The organism is Providencia sp. PROV210, assembly GCF_028479445.1.
GTDB lineage: Bacteria > Pseudomonadota > Gammaproteobacteria > Enterobacterales > Enterobacteriaceae > Providencia > Providencia rustigianii.
On the sequence record NZ_JAMPNQ010000003.1, the window covers coordinates 114476 to 134572 of the forward strand.

Below are 20097 nucleotides of genomic sequence, written 5' to 3' on the forward strand. Positions count from 1 at the left end.
GTTGGATGATATTTTAACTTCAAATGCATAAATAAACATTTTGCTACAGAATATTATGATTATATATGAATCACTTTAAATATATTGATATTTTATTGTATTTTTAAAAAGTTAATTTGCAGATATAGCACGATTTTTTGTGAAATTAGTCGAAATTACCTTATTTTTGACGAGTAAGATGAAGTTTGATGAAAGACTCGAGATGGAGAAGTCAGATTCTGATAGGGAAGTATTAATAAAAGTCGGCAGAGAATTACTGCCGACAAATTTACAGCTAGTGAAAACGAGCCTTTTTAGCCAGATAATCACCAATAAACTGTATTCCTTGAACAATGATCACTAACGTAACGACAGTAATCGCCATTGCAACATTGTCAAAACGCTGATAACCATAATTAAGCGCTAAGTCGCCAACACCACCTCCGCCTACGGCACCAGCCATGGCGGTTGCGCCAACCAGGGTGATACTTGCTGCAGTTAAACTCAAAATCAGTGACGATTTTGCTTCAGGTAAAATAAAGTGCCAAACAATTTGCCAATTAGTCGCACCCATAGCATCAGCGGCTTCGATAATGCCAGAATGTACACTGAGTAGTGAATTCTCTACTAATCGAGCGGTATAGGGCGCAATATAAATGACCAAAGGAACAATTGCTGCGGTTGTTCCAATTGAAGTTCCAACGACAAATCGAGTTAACGGAATGATAGCCACTAATAGAATAATAAAAGGTAAGGAGCGGAAGATATTAATAATTGGGTTAATAATGCGATAGAGCGTTTTATTTTCCCAGATCCCATCTGGTCTGGTGATCACTAATAAAATTCCTAATGAAACACCTAATATAGAGCCAAGTACAAGAGCAATACTGACCATGGTAAATGTTTCAGACATGGCAAGTAAGAATTGCTTACTGGTTAATGCGGTTTCAAAAAATTGGCTCATAAAGTTCCCTTATTCACTGCAACACCCCGTTGGCGCAAGTAATCTACCGCTTCATCAATTTGTTGCTTATTGCCGAGTATTTGGACAAACATACTTCCCAGCACTACGCCGTTAATTTCCTTCATATTGGCAAAAAGGATATTTACTTTGACAATATTTTTGATAATCAGCTCATTAACAACTGGCTCCTGTGCTGATTTACCTAAAAACTCTAATCGATAAACATCTTCTTGATGTTCGAGTTGATGAAGAACGCGTTCAGGGATCTCTTCATTTAAAACGGTTCGGACGAATTTTTGTGTCGTCGAATGTTGTGGTTGAGCAAAAATATCTAGTACAGTGCCTTCTTCTACTATTTTTCCGGATTCCATAACCGCAACACGATTACAAATTTGCTCGATGACTTCCATTTCATGGGTCACTAGTAAAATGGTGATGTTTTGTTCACGATTAATTTTCTGTAGTAACGAGAGAATTGCCCCTGTAGTTTGGGGATCTAACGCAGAGGTTGCTTCATCACACAGCAAAATCTGAGGGTTATTGATCAAAGCCCGCGCGATACCAACACGCTGTTTCTGCCCTCCAGATAGCTGATTTGGATACTGATTTTTTTTATCGCTTAGCTCCACATACTCAAGGATATTATCAACTCGGCGCTCAATTTCTTGCCTATTAATACCTAATAGCTTTAGTGGCATAGCGATATTTTGAGCCACAGTCTTGGTTTCCAGCAAATTAAAATGTTGAAAGATCATGCCAATACTTTTTTTATGTGCTCGGATTTGTGCTGGACTATGTTCCGCAATATTTTGCTGATCAATGACAACGGCACCATTTGAGGGTTTTTCCAGTTGATTAACTAAGCGGATTAGTGAGCTTTTTCCCGCGCCGCTATAACCAATAAAACCAAAAATATCCCCTTTATTGATATGCAAATTAATATCTTGAAGTGCAACTAAAGATTGCCCATCTTTCTCATACACTTTTTGGACATTTTGAAATGTGATCATATTCACCCCTCATTCTCAGTAAGTTGCACACGGTTTTTAGGTGGTAATGCTGGTTGCCACTCATGTCCAAGTAATTCGTACTCAGAACTATTTTTCACAAGTTCAAGATGTTGTTCCTGATGAGCAAGATACAATTTTGCAGCGATATGGTCGGCTAAACGTTCAGCGCCTGTATTTGTGCCTGGAATGAGGCCGATGACGGGGCCCATACTTAATGACGCACTTAAATTAAAGCAATAAAAGTGGTCGATATAAGGGAATGCATAACCTGATTTTGCTTGTAATTCAAAATGTTCACCGAGGTAAGGGTGAGCAGCGAGTTCGCTATTTTCTTCATCAGCAGGCGGCGTGTATACATCTCCCCAAGTTTTAATAAATGGAGCTAAACGTTGGAATGCGCTGTGTTTATTCCAATTGATGCGATAACCAGTCGCTAAGATCAAATAGTCGAGAATAAAATTTCCATTCGTTGTGGAAATATGCAGTTTATTGCCATCCAACTGCACATGGTTCACTTGAGTGTTGAAATTAAAATAGGCATTTTCATGGCGGGAAACGCGTAAAGTACTACCTTGTGGCGAGGGAGTTTTTGCTTTCAGAACATAGTCAGCATAATGCCATTTTTGAGCATCTGTAAAATAGTGATATGCATTGGTAAATCCAGCACTCCCCGCGACTTTTCCTCGATTTACACGTGGCATATCATTGGCACGAATTAAAATTTCCACGGAGTTTGCGCCATGCTCTAAAGCTGTTGCTGTGCTGTCCATGGCTCCTGCGCTATAACCCACAACCCCAATATCTAATCCTTTAAATCGTTGGTAATCACTACCCGCATATGAATGTTCCCAAAATGAATTTGGAATATTATTCATAAACTCAGGAATATTTGGCTCACTGAAGGACTCCATACCTGTAGCAAGGATCACATGTTGAGCAACAAAATGGGTTAAGCCTTTTGGCGTATTAAATAGTAACTCTCGTCCTTGGGGGTTTAACTGTATATCAATCAATTGATACTGATTGAAGACGATAGGTTGAGTCATAGACTTAAACCATTGAAGGTATTCACCCCATTGCAGGCGAGGAATTTTATCTAGCTCTAGCCATGCTTGTTCACCAAACTGAGCTTTGAACCATGCTTGGAAGGTCAGTGATGGTGAAGCTAACGCAGGACCAACGACTTGTTTTGGGGAGCGCAGTGTTTCCATCAACGCGGGTGTTTGCCATGGTCCCTCCTTTCCTGATGACGCTTGGTCAAATACTACGGCATTAACGCCTCGTAATTTTAGAGCGAAAGCGGCTGTAATCCCAGACATTCCTGCGCCAATAATAGCCACATCAATTTTCTGATCGGATAAGTCATTTTCGGATAATGACCAAGAGGTTATTGGTAAATTAAGATATTGTAAGTCTTGCTCAATCTGTTTTTCTAACACGGCCAAGCCGATAACCTGTTCCATGGCATCATTCCTTATTTTTTGTTATTTCGAAAGGCTCACCCAGTGAGAGCATTAAGCGGTTTGCCCATGCAAAAAATGCGGTGGATTGAATAAGGTCAAGTAACTCTAATTCGGATAATCCCAATGAACGCAATGCAGTGATTTGTTCTGATGAACTTTGAATTGGTGTTGCTGAAAGTGAAGCAACAAAATCAATAATGGCCTGTAATCTATCATCATAACCATCAGCTAATATCGTGCCAGAAGGCGTCGCTAGTAAATTATCCACATCAGTTCGATGTTCTTTAGCGTATTGGCTTGCTTTACGGGCATGGACAGAAGCGCAATAAATACATCCATTAACTTTACTGACGACAGCCGCCGCCAGTTCACGTTCCCAACGAGCTAGTCCTCCGGAAGTATAAAAAATACCACGGTCAATCAGTGTGCGGATCTCTAAAATTTTGCTTTGATGGGCAAGAAGTAAAAAATACTCTGAATTTAATTGCCCAAATTTTTTCATGGTTTGGGTTTCTTCTGTATCAAGGTTGCTAGCTTCTCGGGCAGTTAACCAAGATTCCCAGCCTAACTCATCTTGAGTAAATACAGAGGGTGACGGCTGTCCTTTTTGGGTGGTTGGGCGATTATTCCATTTCCCTGCAACGACTTTATTTGTCTTTATCTGATGAGAATTGTGATTTTCTAATAAGCTAAATCCATCGACTAACCGTGCTTGGTAGGTGACGAAGGTAATTAATTGCGCCAATAAAATAATATCGGATTCTGACCAGCCTAAATCAATAAACTGCTGAATTAATGTAAAATCGGTAGCTTTAGGTGTATTCACCAAGATCAGTAAATATTTTTTCGCCAACTCCAACGCAGGAGAAAAAACAACCTCTGGTTGAGCATTTAATTGCGCTAAATAATGATTAGCGAGTATTTGGCTCCCTGTTTGCTTAGCCGTTTCATAAGCAAAATAATATTTAACATTCGTTGGCAATTCTACGGAAGGCGTTGAGAAGATGGCCTCAAAAGCAGCTTGGGTATTTTCCGTTGCAACAGGGCGCTCTAAGCGGATTTGCACTAATTCTGATTCTGGCGTTAGGTTCAAGAGAGAATTAATTAAATCATTTTTTATAATAGTCATAAAAGTACTCACTTTATTTAAATATTGTTATCTCCTTTATTACATATCAATTACATCACTATTCGAACTATCTATTAGTTATATAGTTATAACTATTTGAATTAGGGGATTTTGATATATCTATTCAGATTTAAGTTATAACGATATGGTCTAAGTGGATAAAAAAATCCTGTTTATACTCCAGAAAAATGACACAACAGGATCCTTTAAAATGTTAAAACAAAAATTAATAAATATTTCTTTAATTGCCACAGCAGTAATTTTCTTAGCTGGATGTGGTGATAATAATGAACAAACCAACCCGGATAAAAAGCAAATTACCATTGGTTTTGGTGTGGGAAATTATATTGACCAGGTTGAGAAGGGAATTGTGCCTATTTTAGAGAAAAAAGGTTATCAGGTTAATTTACGCCAGTTTTCACAAAATAGACAAATTAACCCAGCTTTTGAAGAGGGTGCGATTGATGCATCTGTAAATCAAAGCCGCGCTTATATGGAAGCCTATAATGAGAAAAATAATATTAATATGGTAGCACTGGCGGACTCACCGAGTGCACCTCAAAGTTTACGTTCTAATAAACATAAATCATTGAGTGAAGTTAAAGATGGCATGATTGTGGCGTTGTCGAATGACCCCGTAAATGCAGAACGTGGAGCTCGTATCTTAGAGGATTTGGGTTGGATTAAAATTAAGCCCAATGTAAGTACATTAAGCTTTAGCGTGAATGATATTGAGCCTGCTAAATATAAGCTTGATATTCGTGAAACTGATGCAGCCCAAGGTTTACGTTTACTGGAAGATGTTGATTTTGTTGTGGTGAATGGTAACTATGTAGCGAGTGCAGGGCAGCGTATAGCGGATGGATTAGTGGTGGAAAATTCCCCATTAGAGCATCGTGTGGTCGTGAGTGTATTACAAAAAGATCTCGATTCTCAGTGGGCTAAAGATTTAAAAGAGGCCTTTGAATCTAAAGAATACGCAGATTATATTCGTTCACAACGTATTTATGATGGATTTATTGAACCGGCAGCGTGGAATCAATAATCGTCCAACTTTATGGGGTTACTTCATAACAAGGAGGCTTTTGAGTTATAAAAGCCTCCTTAAATGAGATTAAAGTACTAACCAAATCCAAGCGGTCGCCAGCAGCATACAGAATGCAGCAACAATTCCTCCTGATTTAGCAAATTCAGAAAATGAAATTTTCACACCATAAGCCGCAGCTTGTTCAACAACAATGATCCCCGCCAAGCTACCAAAAATAAATAAGTTACTGGAAAAACCGGAACCTAAAACAAGTGCTGCTCCGAGGGAGTCAGCATTACCATCTGGTGTTAAGAAAGGGACTAATAGCATTACGGATGGGTTATTTCCCACAATAGTGCTAAGCACGCCAGTGACTAAAAAGAGCACTAGCGGGTTATTCAATTCAACCCCATGAGCCCGTAAATCATTGAGCATTTGTTGGGGTAATCCGGTGCCTGAAAATGCCGCATTGACGACAAATAATCCCATGATTAATAGTAATAAATTACCATCGACTAATTTCAGCATATCACTGGAGGCAATCGACCGGTTAAGCAGTAAAAACCCAGCTGCGGTCAAAGCGATCAATTCTTTAGGGATATCACTGACGACAAAAGCCACAATGACTGCCAGTGTAATAATGCCTGCTTTAGCGGTTTCCCATGTATCTAACGTGGCGGTTGGAGAGGTTGAGATGGGCGCTCCACTCGATTGTTTTTCTAAATACCAGCGATTACGGTATAGCCACACTAAAATAGCCCAAGTAATAGGCAAGGAGAGTAGTGCTGGGATTGCAGAAGCTTGGAGTAGACCAACAAATGAAATATCTAACCCTTGGGCGGCAATCATATTTTGAGGACTACCGATCAGTGAACCTGTCGCCCCATTATTGGCAGCAAAACAGAAGCCTAGTAGGAATGGTATTGGATTCAATCCCCGAGATAATGTAATTGATACCAGAAGTGGAGTCATAGCGACAACGACGACATCATTTGTTAGCAATGCAGATAACAACCCGCCCACCGCAATCAGCACGGCTAATAATGTAGGCGCACTGACCTTTAGCATTGCGACACGATTTGCAGTCCAACTGTAGAAGCCAGAGACTACGAAAGAAGCAGATACCACCATTAAACCAAATAACATTCCAATAGTACGGTAATCGATGGCATTCCATGCATTGGGTGGTGTAATGCTGCCGATCGCCATCATAGCTAATGCGCCAATAACGGCTGCGCCGGTTCTATCTACTTTAAAGCCCGGTAGTTTGCCAAATGCCATGGCAACATAAACCAGTACAAAAACAACAATGGTTAAGGTCATAGAATTCACATTTTTCTGAAGATTTAGGGGGGATTTTACGAGGTTCCACGCAGTAGGCAATGATTAATTAATATTTTGATTTTTCATCAGTTATTTATCCTCCCATGACTATCTGATTAAGAATAAATAAAAGGAAATATAGTCTTTTGAAAAGTCATATTGAATGCATATTATTCGGTGTTATCTATCTTTATTTAATGTTGATAGGTCGCCGGTGAGCGCTAGTATCTTGGTGGAAACTGAAACCAAAATACAGAGGAAAAATAAGATGAAAAATTATTATTCATCAGCTTTAGCGTTAGGCGAAACAAGAAGTTCGTTAGTCACCTTACATAATGACCTATTGGTGTATCAGACAGAAAGTGTGATTCCATTATCTGACGTTTTTACTAATTCATCGAAGCGTGTATTAGATGCGCTGGATTTGAATATTAATATTTTAGATGAGGGCATTACTGAGTTAAAACAGCAGGCGACAGAGTTAGTGAGCGAAAGCACGGCTAAATTAATTACTGAAATAGAATCTAAAATAGTAAATTTAAATGATGAATTAGATAGCTTAAATGATAGTTTAAATATTGATACGGAAATTATGGCAGTAGAGGAATTAAAGACATCAATAGAGAATTTAATTAATTACTATCAAGGTAAGATAGATTTACTAACTAGGACTATATTTCGCTTCACAGAAAATAAAAGTGTCGCATCGAACGGAACTATTTTAGGACTAGACGAATTATTAGCATCACTGAAGAAAAATTTGGCGAATACAAAAAATAAGTTAACAGAGATAAATATGCTACTCGCTTACCTTTATAAATTACAAGAATTTATTCTACATGCACTAAAAATAGTGAGCAATTGGAGTGGTATTATTGCACCGCTATTACCTTATGGTATAGCCGGTGCTTCCTCTTTAGGGCTATCAATTGTTGTTGGGCAAATTCGTGAGTATCTTACATGGTTCAAAGGTTAATTTTTTGACGCAGATGGGTTAGTCGTCAATTTTTGGCTATCGATCCATTGAGATAGTATTTTACTTGCAGTTAATCTTAATTGAGTTTTTTTAGTGCTGGATGGATTCAAATATTGAGTAGAATACTCCAGTAACTGAATATTTTTAAAAATAAACCAGCGGTCTGTTATTTGCTGTGAGGCTTCTGGTTGTTGCCTATCATGATAAACAAACAAGGTATATTCTTCCTGTTTAGATTGCTCGTCCGGTACGCCTGCTATCTGAATGACTTCGTTTGGTGTCATGCCCACCATGAAAATTGAAGGCGATTTTTCCTTTGCACAACCTATTATTAGGCTACAAAGAAATAAAATAAAGATTGTTCGCATAAAAACTAATCCGTGAAATAGGAATACTGGCAAAAATAATATCAGGGCAAAAGATAAAACGAAATAGGGGCTTAAAAGTAAGTGAAGTTTACGATACCACTAAGACGACTCCCCGAAATATGCATGTCAGTTAAATTTTATTAGCATCAGAGGAAATAGTCTGGTTTAGTTTTTTATGAAATCCATATATGTTTTTTTGAGTCAATTGCCTAAACTGATTCAATATAAAATATGTGATTGAGGTTTTCTATGTTCGATTTAAATTTTTTACGTGAATTATTGGTTGGGTGTGTTCATTTTTTACAGCTACTGTTGGAAACGATCTCGGTTATTTGTGTTGTTATTGGGCTAGGTAAAACACTGGTAGTTTTATGTCAGTTAAAGGGAGAAAGAGTTGCTCGCTATTGTTTTGGAAACTGGCTTGCGATGGCATTAGAATTTCAATTAGCTGCCGATATTTTAGCGACAACAATAGACCCTGATTTAGATAGCTTGATTAAACTTGGGATCATTGCAGTGATACGAACCTTCTTGAATTACTTCTTAGCGAAAGAGCTAGAGCAACGACCTAAATAGCGATAAAAGTAGACTTCTAAACATCAATAAAACACGCTTCTCTTCTTGTTTATATGAATAAGGTTAGGAGCGTTGCTATGGCAGTTTTCTATCAAGGCTAAATTACGTCTTTTGGGTGAGAGATTCTTTAGAGTGGCTTGTGCTGGTGTCCCCTGCAGGAATCGAACCTGCAACTAGCCCTTAGGAGGGGCTTGTTATATCCGTTTAACTAAGGGGACATCGAAGTAATACAAATTAGCGCTTGGCATTTTACTGTTCACTACCCGTTGAATCAAGCTGTTACAGATAAATTCCACATTTTTATTGCTGAGAGATAATTATCTGCTTTATTTTTGACCTGTTAATTCTTAAGTAAAAATTTATTTTAGATAAGTAACCTCTTTGAATTCACGACAATAATCGTAATTAAACGTCATTTATACGCTATTTTCAGGCTAATTAATTATATTTCCTATGATAAGTTGATAATTAAATAGGTTATAATTATACCCATCAGGTTATTAAACCACTCAAAACGATTAACAAATTTTTTTATTTGCTTCTATGATAAGCAGATAAAAGATCATCAATAAAAAACACCATGGTTGGGTGGAATAAGGGATGGAGAGTATGATGAAGTTTCGCATGAGTAGCGTTCTTCTGGCAGGGGTTTTGATTGTGGGATGCGCAAGTGTAGACCCTGTCACACAGCAGCGTTCAGACCCTCTTGAAGGTTTTAACCGAGCAATGTTCAATTTTAACTACAACGTCTTAGATCCTTATGTTTTAAGGCCTGTAGCCGTTGCTTGGAATGACTATGTACCAATGCCTGCTAGAAATGGACTCAGCAACTTTTTAGGTAACCTTGAAGAACCGGCAAGCATGCTGAATAGCTTTATTCGCGGTGAACCCGCTCAAGGTTTTAAACATTTTAATCGCTTTTTCCTCAATACCGTTTTCGGTATGGGGGGCTTAATTGATGTTGCTGGCATGGCAAACCCTCAATTAGTGAAAGAAGAGCCTAAACGATTTGGTAATACGTTAGGTTATTACGATGTTGGTTATGGTCCTTACGTTGTTCTGCCTGGCTATGGTAGCGCAACATTACGTGAGCAGGGTGGGGATTTGGTGGATGACCTTTACCCAATGCTGAGCTATTTAACGTTCTGGATGTCGGCCGGCAAATGGGCGCTAGAAGGGATTGAAACACGGGCTAGATTGCTGGATTCAGATGGTTTATTGCATAGTTCATCTGACCCATATTTGATGTTCCGCGAAGCGTATTTCCAGCGTAATGACTTTTTATCGAAAGGTGGCACTTTGCAACCGGCTGAAAACCCTAATGCTGCGGTGATTGAAGGTGAGCTGGATTCAATTGATTAGGATTAAAGAGTAAAAGGTCGAAGAAAGATTGGTGGGTTTATCACTCTCTATGTTTGCAAGCATCAGAGAGTGATAAATAAACTGCTAATCATTTTCCTGTTTTCCTCGTTCTACCACTGTGTCAATGATGGCACTGACCACTAACACGCACACAAAACTGATGGTGAATAACGTTCCCATACTACCCTCCTAAGTTTTTCTCATGTTTGCCTCTTTTGTGAATGACTCTAATACCGCTTCATTTCAAAACAATGAAGGTAGTTAGGTGATTTTCATTACTTGATAAATAAAAATGATTGAAGGGAAGATCAATAAGCCACAGAAATGACATTAACAATAAAATAACATCGGGCTATATTTAATATATAAATCTGTACAAAAAAAAGTCAAGGAAAAAGGGATATATTCGATGATTTTTATTTGATGAAGGGTTAGGAAGGGGATGTTGACGATAAATCAGGGGAGCGAACTCCCCTGATTGGAGATGCAATAGATTAGAACGTATAGTTGAAGTTCACGCCATATAACCAAGCCGAACCTTCAGATTTGAAGCGCACCACTGAGTTAGGGTCTTTTTCATCCAATTTTTCATCGATATTGACTTTTTTACCGTGCATATAAGCGATACCCAAGTCGACAGACGCATCTTTATTGAATGCGTAAGTGGTACCTGCGGTCAGCCAGTAACGGTCTTGGTCAGGAATTGAAATTGAACGGTACTTAGAAGGTACTGGGCTTTCGTCATACGCGATACCAGTACGGAATGTCCAGTTATCATCATAGAAGTAAGTGGTACCTAGCGCTAAACGCCATGCATCATCAAAGTTTTCTGGTTTATGGAATAGCTCTTTACCATTACTTTTTTCGTAGGCAGTGAGGTCTTTAAAGGTGCTCCAGCCTGTATAGGAAACGCTATAATGCAGCGCCCATTTCGGATCGACTTTATGGTAACCCGAGAATTCCCAGATATCCGGTAAATTGAGGTCTAAAGTGCCTTTGACTGTTTCACCGCCTAAACCACCAACGAGCTTAGGAAGATCATTAGAATACTTACCTTCTTCAAATTTCACTTTGACTTTTGAGCGGTAAGTAAAGCTTAAACGGTTATCTGGGTTGATTTCATATAATAAGCCAGCATTCCAGCCATAACCCCAATCATCACCTTTCAACTTAGCTGCGGTGGTACTTGGTGTAATTCCCAGAGATGGAATATTTTTTCCTGCATGTCGGGTAATTTCTGCATCGGCATAAACAGCATTAGCACCCACACCAAAGCTAAAATTATCATTGATGCGGTAGGCACCACTTAAATTCAAGTTAACGGTTTTTAAATCTGTTTTTCCGCCAATAGGGCCTGCGGCGTAATCTTTATGAAAGTCAGTAGCAAGACCAAAGTTAGTGGTCATTGAGGTACCTACTGCCCATTTATCATTAATTGGAAAAATAAAGTGTGCGTTAGGAACTAAAGCATTCGGAGCGATGTTATTGGCAGTAAATGCATCGCTATCACGACCCTTAATATCAACGGTTGGGTCAATATATACCGCACCAATCGACATTGTTGGTCGATCAAATAACATCATTGCGGCAGGGTTACGGTTACCTTCACTTGCGTTGTCGCCGACGGCTCCTGCGCCTGAAAAAGCACGTCCTAGTGCGGATGTTGAATATTCATTCAGCAAAAAACCAGCTGCAACTGCATTGGAAGACATGACAGCCACTGCTATTGCCAAAGCTGATCGGGTAAATAGGTTTTTCTGGCTCATGACCAAAACCCTCTAGTAGTTTTATTTAAATAAGCGACTTCTATCGCAAGAAGCGCTGAATTGTAGGGTCGCTTGCCTGAATGACAAATCAGACCAGTTAGAAGAGTATAGGTCTGACCACTGGGTTTGTTGCAAGAGTGTTTGCTATTTGTTCGGTGTTTATTTTCAAAAATGCGATGCATTTAACAAAATGGCAACATCCATTTTGGTTAAAAGCAAAAGAAATACTCATATAAGGAACTAGATCAAACTTCTGTTGAATTATTAGAGATAAATTTTGATATCACTAGTGTTTGGGACTTTTTCAGCGTTATGATACTGGCTTAACAGTTTGTTTATTGGGAGAGCAAAATGACTGATGCGATTAAACGTTGTAGCGCAGACGAAACCGCTGCGTGCTGTTGTGTAGATGTAGGTACAGTGCTGGAAAATAAAGACTGCACCGCTGCGTATCAGAATGTTTTCGCGACGCAGCAAGAAGCGGAAGCGATGCTGAAAACACTGACAGAAAAAGCCCGATCAGTAGAATCAGAGCCTTGTGAAATTAAACATTCCATTAACAGTGTTGCTGGTGGTGTAGAATTAACTGCAGAGTTCGCATTTAGCTGTGAAGCAGAGAGTCTAATTTTTCAATTAGGCCTGCGTTAATCAAACGTTTGAATTTGTTTTTAAAGCCCATTAATCCTGTTATTTGACTTATTGTCATCTTTAACAATTAATGGGTTTTTTCATATCCTCCTCCCTCAGATTTTTATCTTAAATTCTATTTCACTGTAACTTGTGTGTGAGCTCGCATTTTTCATCTACACCAATTGATAAATGTGAAGATTATGTTAACAATCAATACAGGTCTGACCTCTCTATCTAAGTATCCAAAATAACACTAATTTTCTTTCTTCTTTTTTTGCAGGAGCGACCATGAACTCAGTATCCCACCATGGCGAAGGCATGCATGTCGCAAAGGAACGAATTGCCATTGTTAACGGCTTACGTTTACCTTTTGCTAAGCAATCTACAGCATATCAAGGCATTGCTGCTGTAGATTTAGGCAAAGCTGTCGTTGCCGAGTTACTACACCGTAGTGATATCGACCCCTCTATCATTGAACAATTGGTCTTTGGGCAAGTGGTTCAAATGCCTGAAGCGCCAAATATTGCTCGGGAAATTGTGTTGGGTACAGGAATGAGCGTCTCAACCGATGCCTACAGCGTATCTAGAGCGTGTGCGACGAGCTTTCAAGCCATCGTCAATGTTGCCCAAAGTATGATGGTGGGGGATATTTCAGTCGGTGTGGCGGGAGGAGCGGATTCATCCTCTGTTTTACCTATTGGCGTCTCCAAGAAATTGGCTGAAACTTTACTTGCATTAAGTAAGGCCAAATCATTGGGGCAAAAATTAGCGTTATTTGCCAAGCTAAGACCCAAAGACCTTATTCCTGTTGCACCTGGTGTTGCTGAGTATTCTACGGGATTACGCATGGGGGATACCGCGGAGCAAATGGCGAAAAGCTACCACATTTCGCGAGAGCAACAAGACGAACTAGCCCATCGCTCACATTTACTGGCAGCGAAGGCATGGGAAAGTGGCGCTTTAGCAAAAGAAGTGATGACCGCCTATATGCCCCCCTTTAAACAGGCATTTTCCCGAGACAATAATGTACGCGAAAATTCTGTTTTATCCTCCTATGCGAAGCTAAAACCTGCTTTTGATCGTAAACACGGTAGCGTCACTGCGGCTAACAGTACCCCATTAACGGATGGTGCAGCGGCAATTTTGATGATGACAGAATCACGGGCTAAAGCATTAGGCTATACCCCAATGGGTTATATCAAAAGCTACGCATTCTCAGCCATCGATGTGTGGGAAGATATGTTATTAGGGCCCTCTTATGCAACACCGATAGCATTACGAAAAGCCGGATTAACCCTACAAGATTTGACACTGATTGATATGCACGAAGCTTTTGCTGCGCAAACATTAAGTAACATCCAAATGTTTGCGAGTCAGAAATTCGCCCAAGAAAAATTGGGGCTAGATAAAGCCATTGGTGAAATCGACATGGATAAATTTAATGTTCTTGGTGGCTCTATTGCTTATGGGCATCCATTTGCGGCGACTGGCGCACGGATGGTGACCCAAACATTAAATGAGTTACGCCGACGGGGTGGTGGTTTTGGTTTAACCACGGCTTGTGCCGCTGGTGGCTTAGGCGTGGCAATGATTTTGGAGGTGGAATAATGGGACAACATTCTACGCAGAACGCAGGAACAGGAAATCAAGCTTTTAGGTTGGAGATCGTCAACCAAAATGTGGGAGTGATCTATATCGATGTCCCTAATGAAAAAGTGAATACCCTGAAGGCGGAGTTTGCAGAACAGTTTTATGCCATCTTACAGAAAGCACAATCGACCTCCGGTTTAAAAGGGCTGGTGATCACCTCGGGTAAAAAAGACAGTTTTATTGCTGGAGCCGATATTAGCATGATTGCTAGTTGCACCAGCAAAGAGCAAGCCAGTGAGTTATCCAAACAAGGTCACACGCTGTTCGATAAAATTGAAAATTATCCATTGCCCATTATTGCTGCGATCCATGGAGCGTGCCTTGGTGGTGGCTTGGAGTTGGCGCTCGCATGCCATGCTCGAATTTGTACCTCAGATGATAAAACCAAACTCGGGTTACCAGAAGTTCAATTAGGATTACTCCCCGGTTCCGGAGGAACTCAACGTTTACCGCGTTTAATTGGTGTTCCCAATGCGCTCGACATGATGTTGACGGGGCGACAAATCAAAGGCAAGCAGGCGCTAAAAATGCGCTTGGTTGATGATGTGGTTCCTGAGTCTATTTTATTGGCCACTGCCGTTGAATTATCGCAAAAAGGCGGTGTTCGCCGTAAGCCACTGCATTGGCAACAGCGGTTACTGAGTAGCCGATTGTTGCGTAATACCGTATTTAACAGCGCGAAAGAAAAAACCTTGAGTAAAACACAAGGGCACTATCCGGCACCTGAAAAAATTATTCAGGTTGTGAAAGCGGGTATGAATAGTGGGTTAAAAATCGGATTCGCTGAGGAAGCGAAAGCCTTTGGTGAATTAGCTATGACACCAGAATCGGCAGCATTGCGTAGCCTATTTTTTGCCTCTACCTCATTGAAAAATGAAACTGGAGCCGATGCTAAGCCATTGAATATCAAATTGGTTGGTATTCTGGGAGGCGGGTTAATGGGCGGCGGAATTGCTTATGTGAGTGCATCCCTAGGCAAATATTCAGTGCGTATTAAAGATATTTCGGATAAGGGGATTTCCCAAGCACTTCGTTATAGCTGGGATTTACTGACTCAGCGCGTGATTAAGCGTCGGTTATTAGCTCGGGAGCGCGCAGCAATTATGGCTCGACTCTCTGGCACGGTGAATTATCAAGGCCTAGAAACCGCCGATATCGTTGTAGAAGCCGTATTTGAAGATTTAGCGTTAAAAAGAAAAATGGTCACAGAAATTGCAGAAATGTCCCAAGGAAAAGCGATTTTTGCATCGAATACATCATCACTCCCTATTCATAAAATAGCGGAGGGTGCGGAACACCCTGAAAAAGTCATTGGATTACATTATTTTAGCCCCGTGGATAAAATGCCGTTGGTCGAGGTTATCCCTCATAAACAGACAGATGCAACAACGATTGCAACCACCATTGCATTCGCTAAGCGCCAAGGGAAAACAGCGATTGTGGTTGGGGATGATGCGGGGTTCTATGTAAACCGCATTTTAGCACCTTACTTATGTGAAGCAGCACAGTGCTTAGTTGAAGGTAATGCCATTGACCATATTGATAATGCATTGGTCAAGTTTGGTTTTCCTGTCGGGCCTTTCCACCTGTTGGATGAAGTCGGTATTGATGTTGGAACCAAAATCCTGCCTATTTTAGTTGAGAGATTTGGTGCTCGCTTCAAAGCACCCGATGCGCTTGATAAAGTGGTTAATGATGACCGTAAAGGGAAAAAGAATGGTCGTGGTTTTTATTCATATAGACATACAGGCAGTAAATTAGCATTTTGGAAAAAAGCGCCAAAACGTCAAGTTGATGCAGGTATCTATTCATTGCTCAGCATCCATCCAGAAGCTAAGTCTAGCCAAACAGATATTGCTCAACGTTGTGTGATGTTAATGCTTAATGAAGCGGCACGTTGTTTGGATGAAAAAATTATTCGTAGCGCTCGTGATGGGGATATTGGTGCTGTATTTGGTATTGGATTTCCGCCATTTTTTGGGGGGCCATTTCACTATATGGATAACCTTGGTATCGCCAAAACGGTAGAAACGTTACAAACTCTGGCGGATAAATACGGCGAAAAATTCGCCCCGTGTGAATTGCTGACACAAATGGCAGCCTCGAATACACGTTTCTATTCCACTGAACATGTGACTACAAATTAGCCATAATAAGTGATTGGTAATCAACCTGATAGCGTAGTTAAAGGCTGCGATATCAGGTTTTTTATGGCAATTGAGTAAAAAACATCAACAAAAAACAATGTAAATCATTTTATTTACAGGCGGTTTGTTGCAGAATCTCACTTCACCCCAACTGATGGTTATCTTTAACAATAATTATCTTAACAAAAAGAATAGAGCTTCATTGAGAAGCGGCTACACAGATGGTGGATTATGCAAGTTTATATTATGCGTCACGGTGATGCGGCAATACAGGCGGCGAGCGATGCGGCTAGGCCATTAACGCAAAAAGGAAAAGACGAATCGCTATTAATGGCACAATGGCTAAATGAGCGTCGTCCCAATATTGATACGGTATTGGTTAGCCCTTATCTACGTGCAGAGCAAACTCTGCAAGAAATACGTCATAGCTTGCTATTGCCAGAACAAGCACAGACGATGGAAGGATTAACGCCAGGTGGAAATGCGGCTTGGGTTGCCGATCAAATTCGTGATTATGTCTCATTAGGCGCAAAAGCAATTTTAGTGGTTTCTCACTTACCATTAGTCGGATATTTAGTCTCAGAGTTATGCCCCCATGAAGCCCCCCCGATGTTCACTACCTCAACCATTGCATGTATTGAGGTGGATGAAAAACAGGTGAGTAGCCATTTAGAATGGATGCTTAGCCCTTCACAAATTTCATTAATGAAATCCTGAATAACGGTATGTCGATAACGAGAGTGTTTAGCGACGAGCACTCTCTGCTGTCTCAATGATCAGCAATAATGAAGCATTGCCTCCCCATTCTTTAGGGGCTTGATGAAAGGCGACAATATCTGGATGTTGAGCCAACCATAGCGGTGTTTGTTGTTTTAAAATATGCTTACCGTGCCCATGCATAATGCAGGCGCAAAAGACATTTTCCCGTTTACACGCTGCAATTAACGCGCCAATTTCTTGTTTGGCTTCCATTTGAGTTAACCCATGTAAATCAAGAAATAACTCAGGAACATAATCCCCACGGCGTAGCTTCTTCAACTCATAAGGATTGGAATCAGGTCTTAAATAACGCGTTGGACCGTCATCGTCTAATTGAGGTTGAAATTCATCTGAAAAATAAAAAGACGCATCCACTTGTTCTTGCATGACTTTTTTACTGGATGGCTGTGTTACTTTTGTACGAATAGGTGAATGGACTATCTTATCTTGGCGAATTTTTTTTGCGCCACGGATAGCCTCTTTGAATAGATTAAGATCGTCTTCTTCTAGACCGAATTTATTTTTTTTCATTGTCGATAAATCATTCTTTTTCAGATAGGTAAAACAGGGATTAGTGTAACCTATTTTTAGCATCAACGGTTACACCTGAATAATTTTAGCGACGGATAACAAATTTATAACTTTCTTCCTCTGTATAGATTGACAACAGATGGTTAATTAGTCTAATTGTATATACATATCTATACTACCATATGAGAAGCCATTAAATGCTTCTGTTGCCATAGGATGATTTATGTTATTTAAAGCACAAGAAAATGACGTGATTTGGCGTAATGGACGCATTGCTTCGATGGATCCAGAGATAGGCGCTGCGTACGGCTTAGTTGAAAATTATGACTTAATCGTTCGCAATAATCTGATTGTGGCAGTTCACCCCAGCAAGGACGTTGATGCTAATGGCTGCGAAATTATTGATGTGGCAGGGCGCTTGATCACTCCGGGATTAATTGATTGCCATACTCACTTGGTTTTTGGTGGGAATCGCGCTGGAGAATGGGAACAACGAATGAATGGCGTCTCCTATGAAACCATCAGTGCTCAAGGCGGGGGGATTAATTCCACTGTGCGTTCTACACGAACAATGAGTGAGGCTGAGCTATTCGCTGTTTCTAAACCCCGTTTAGAGGCGTTAATACGTGAGGGTGTGACGACAATTGAAATGAAATCGGGTTATGGACTCGATTTTGACAGTGAAGAAAAACAGTTGTTGGTCGCCAAGCAATTATCTGCAGCTTATCCTATTGATGTCAGCTCGACACTGCTTTCTGCTCATACGGTTCCTCCAGAATATAAAGATAAGCCCGATGAGTATATTGAATTAATTTGCACGAAAATCATGCCTGAATTGTGGAGCAAAGGCTTATTTGAAGCTGTCGATGTCTTCTGCGAAAGTGTTGGCTTTTCGTTGGAGCAGAGTGAAAAATTATTCTCTGCGGCTAAAAAACTAGGAATTCCAGTTAAAGGACATGTAGAACAACTTTCCAATTTAGGGGGAAGTGAGCTGGTGGCGAGCTATAAGGGATTGTCTGTGGACCATATTGAATATTTGGATCTTAAGGGTATTCAGGCTTTAAAACGTAGTGGCACGGTGGCGGTATTGTTACCGGGCGCATTTTATTTCCTAAGAGAAACTAAATTACCACCGATTGAGTTGCTGCGAGAACATCAGGTTCCAATGGCAATATCGACTGATTTTAACCCGGGAACTAGCCCATTTGCTTCATTACGAATGGTGATGAATATGGCGGCGGTTTTGTTTAGATTAACACCAGAAGAAATTTGGGCTGGAGTGACTCGGTATGCAGCTCAAGCTTTGGGTCGTGAGCAGAGCCATGGGCAATTGCGGGCAGGCTTCCAAGCCGATTTTGTGGTATGGAATGCCAAAGATCCGGTTGAAATGATTTATGAGCAGGGTAGTAATCCACTGAATATGAGAGTCTATCAGGGCAAAATAACCCATCAAAACTAATTAATAAATTTCCGATTGCTGTCTATGGTGAGTTTCGTCACTATAGACGGTAACTATTTTAATATTTTTTCCAATTTTGTGGCTCCTTCAATGATGTTATTACTTAACGGGAAATAAACGTGGCAGCCGAAAATAAAACGAAGCTGAAAACTCCGATTCCATTGTATTTACAGGTAAAGCAGTCAATTATTGAAAAAATACAGTCGGGTGAATGGCAAGCAAATGATCGTGTGCCATCTGAATCTGAATTAGTGGCGCAATTTAATTGCAGCCGTATGACAGCGAATCGAGCTTTACGCGAACTTACGGCGGAAGGATTGCTGGTGCGTCTTCAAGGTGTGGGTACTTTTGTCGCCGAGTCAAAAGGGCAATCGGCGTTATTTGAAATTCACAGTATTGAAAATGAAATTCTTGCAAGAAATCATCAATATAGTTGTAAAATTATTAAGCTAGAGCAAGTTCCAGCCTCTTTGACATTAGCCAAAGAGCTAGATTTACCACCAGAAGCTCCTGTATTTCATTCGATTATCGTCCATTTAGAAAACGATATTCCAGTACAAATTGAAGATCGCTATGTGAATGCACTCGCAGCTCCCGACTATCTACAGCAAGATTTTCTCTCTATTACGCCCCATGATTATTTATCTCGAGTTGCCCATTGACACAGGGTGAACATATTGTTGAGGCCGTTGATGCTGACGACCGCAGTGCCCGATTATTGCAAGTACATGCTGGGGCATCTTGTTTGCAAATTACCCGTCGAACATGGTCACAAAGTTACATTGTGACCAGTACAAAATTATTGTTTCCCGGTCATCGATATAAACTGAAAGGTAGTTTCTCCTCATAGGCTCAAGTCTCTTAGCGGTCATTTTTTATGACCGCTATCCTACCGTTTTTCCCCTGAATCAATGTAACCAATCTGTAAACTAAATGTGATCCGGTAGGCATAATTAGAATAAAAAAACAACAATAAAA

At 40.3% G+C, this 20097-nt stretch carries 17 protein-coding genes, 1 tRNA gene and 1 pseudogene; 10 read left to right on the forward strand and 9 right to left on the reverse strand.

Features of this window, described 5'->3' with window-relative positions; all coding sequences use genetic code 11:
- Positions 1-274: 274 nt before the first annotated feature.
- Genes PR761_RS01105 through PR761_RS01120 form a run of 4 tightly spaced genes read right to left on the reverse strand, consistent with a single transcriptional unit; the run spans position 275 to position 4545 of the window.
- The gene (locus PR761_RS01105; RefSeq protein WP_112837034.1) at positions 275-943 is read right to left on the reverse strand and encodes a methionine ABC transporter permease; all 669 of its coding nucleotides are present in this window, start codon (positions 941-943) and stop codon (positions 275-277) included.
- Positions 940-1953: a methionine ABC transporter ATP-binding protein gene (locus PR761_RS01110; protein WP_006814651.1), complete on the reverse strand. Its 1014-nt coding sequence runs from the start codon at positions 1951-1953 to the stop codon at positions 940-942. The genes PR761_RS01105 and PR761_RS01110 overlap by 4 nt, the downstream gene beginning before the upstream one ends.
- A 2-nt stretch (positions 1954-1955) precedes the next feature.
- Entirely contained in the window at positions 1956-3416 is a 1461-nt protein-coding gene (locus PR761_RS01115; protein ID WP_126437022.1) for an FAD/NAD(P)-binding protein, read from the reverse strand.
- Between the two features lie 4 nt (positions 3417-3420).
- Positions 3421-4545, reverse strand: coding sequence for an alkylhydroperoxidase domain protein (locus tag PR761_RS01120; protein ID WP_154611184.1), 1125 nt, complete (start codon positions 4543-4545; stop codon positions 3421-3423).
- A 211-nt stretch (positions 4546-4756) separates the two neighbouring features.
- Here PR761_RS01120 and PR761_RS01125 point away from each other — a divergent pair, with 211 nt between their 5' ends.
- On the forward strand, positions 4757-5590 hold the full coding sequence (locus tag PR761_RS01125; protein ID WP_039855034.1) for a MetQ/NlpA family ABC transporter substrate-binding protein: 834 nt from the start codon (positions 4757-4759) through the stop codon (positions 5588-5590).
- A gap of 69 nt (positions 5591-5659) precedes the next feature.
- On the opposite strand, the gene PR761_RS01130 is transcribed toward PR761_RS01125, so the two are convergent.
- Positions 5660-6895, reverse strand: a complete 1236-nt coding sequence (locus tag PR761_RS01130) for an SLC13 family permease (protein ID WP_154611183.1) — start codon at positions 6893-6895, stop codon at positions 5660-5662.
- Positions 6896-7163: 268 nt separating this feature from the next.
- On the opposite strand from PR761_RS01130, the gene PR761_RS01135 reads away from it, so the two are divergent.
- Positions 7164-7871 carry a hypothetical protein gene (locus PR761_RS01135; RefSeq protein ID WP_154611182.1) on the forward strand — a complete coding sequence of 236 codons (708 nt, stop codon included), beginning with the start codon at positions 7164-7166 and terminating at the stop codon, positions 7869-7871.
- Here the strand turns inward: PR761_RS01135 and PR761_RS01140 are convergent.
- Positions 7868-8155, reverse strand: coding sequence for a hypothetical protein (locus PR761_RS01140; protein ID WP_230083603.1), 288 nt, complete (start codon positions 8153-8155; stop codon positions 7868-7870). The genes PR761_RS01135 and PR761_RS01140 overlap by 4 nt on opposite strands.
- Before the next feature lie 333 nt (positions 8156-8488).
- Here PR761_RS01140 and PR761_RS01145 point away from each other — a divergent pair, with 333 nt between their 5' ends.
- On the forward strand, positions 8489-8815 hold the full coding sequence (locus tag PR761_RS01145; protein ID WP_006814644.1) for a DUF1622 domain-containing protein: 327 nt from the start codon (positions 8489-8491) through the stop codon (positions 8813-8815).
- 143 nt (positions 8816-8958) lie between these two features.
- Here PR761_RS01145 and PR761_RS01150 read toward each other — a convergent pair.
- A tRNA-Arg gene (locus tag PR761_RS01150) sits at positions 8959-9033 on the reverse strand.
- A gap of 394 nt (positions 9034-9427) precedes the next feature.
- On the opposite strand from PR761_RS01150, the gene mlaA reads away from it, so the two are divergent.
- On the forward strand, positions 9428-10177 hold the full coding sequence (gene mlaA, locus PR761_RS01155; RefSeq protein WP_126462828.1) for a phospholipid-binding lipoprotein MlaA: 750 nt from the start codon (positions 9428-9430) through the stop codon (positions 10175-10177).
- Positions 10178-10671: 494 nt separating this feature from the next.
- Here mlaA and fadL read toward each other — a convergent pair whose 3' ends face one another.
- Entirely contained in the window at positions 10672-11943 is a 1272-nt protein-coding gene (gene fadL, locus PR761_RS01160; protein ID WP_112837020.1) for a long-chain fatty acid transporter FadL, read from the reverse strand.
- 351 nt (positions 11944-12294) lie between these two features.
- On the opposite strand from fadL, the gene PR761_RS01165 reads away from it, so the two are divergent.
- From PR761_RS01165 to sixA, 4 genes are all read left to right on the forward strand, one after another.
- Entirely contained in the window at positions 12295-12591 is a 297-nt protein-coding gene (locus PR761_RS01165) for a YfcZ/YiiS family protein (RefSeq protein WP_006814641.1), read from the forward strand.
- Between the two features lie 270 nt (positions 12592-12861).
- The gene (gene fadI, locus PR761_RS01170; protein ID WP_039855028.1) at positions 12862-14181 is read left to right on the forward strand and encodes an acetyl-CoA C-acyltransferase FadI; all 1320 of its coding nucleotides are present in this window, start codon (positions 12862-12864) and stop codon (positions 14179-14181) included.
- A complete protein-coding gene (fadJ, locus tag PR761_RS01175; RefSeq protein WP_154611181.1) occupies positions 14181-16370 on the forward strand; it encodes a fatty acid oxidation complex subunit alpha FadJ in 2190 nt (729 codons plus the stop codon). Before fadI ends, fadJ begins: the two co-directional genes overlap by 1 nt.
- 231 nt (positions 16371-16601) lie before the next feature.
- Entirely contained in the window at positions 16602-17087 is a 486-nt protein-coding gene (gene sixA, locus PR761_RS01180) for a phosphohistidine phosphatase SixA (protein ID WP_006814638.1), read from the forward strand.
- A gap of 27 nt (positions 17088-17114) precedes the next feature.
- Here sixA and smrB read toward each other — a convergent pair whose 3' ends face one another.
- Entirely contained in the window at positions 17115-17660 is a 546-nt protein-coding gene (gene smrB, locus PR761_RS01185; protein ID WP_115164480.1) for an endonuclease SmrB, read from the reverse strand.
- 223 nt (positions 17661-17883) lie between these two features.
- Here smrB and hutI point away from each other — a divergent pair, with 223 nt between their 5' ends.
- Both hutI and hutC read left to right on the forward strand, forming a co-directional pair.
- Positions 17884-19119: an imidazolonepropionase gene (gene hutI, locus PR761_RS01190; protein WP_154611180.1), complete on the forward strand. Its 1236-nt coding sequence runs from the start codon at positions 17884-17886 to the stop codon at positions 19117-19119.
- A gap of 119 nt (positions 19120-19238) precedes the next feature.
- Positions 19239-19969: pseudogene (hutC, locus tag PR761_RS01195) on the forward strand (histidine utilization repressor).
- The last annotated feature ends 128 nt before the right edge of the window (positions 19970-20097 follow it).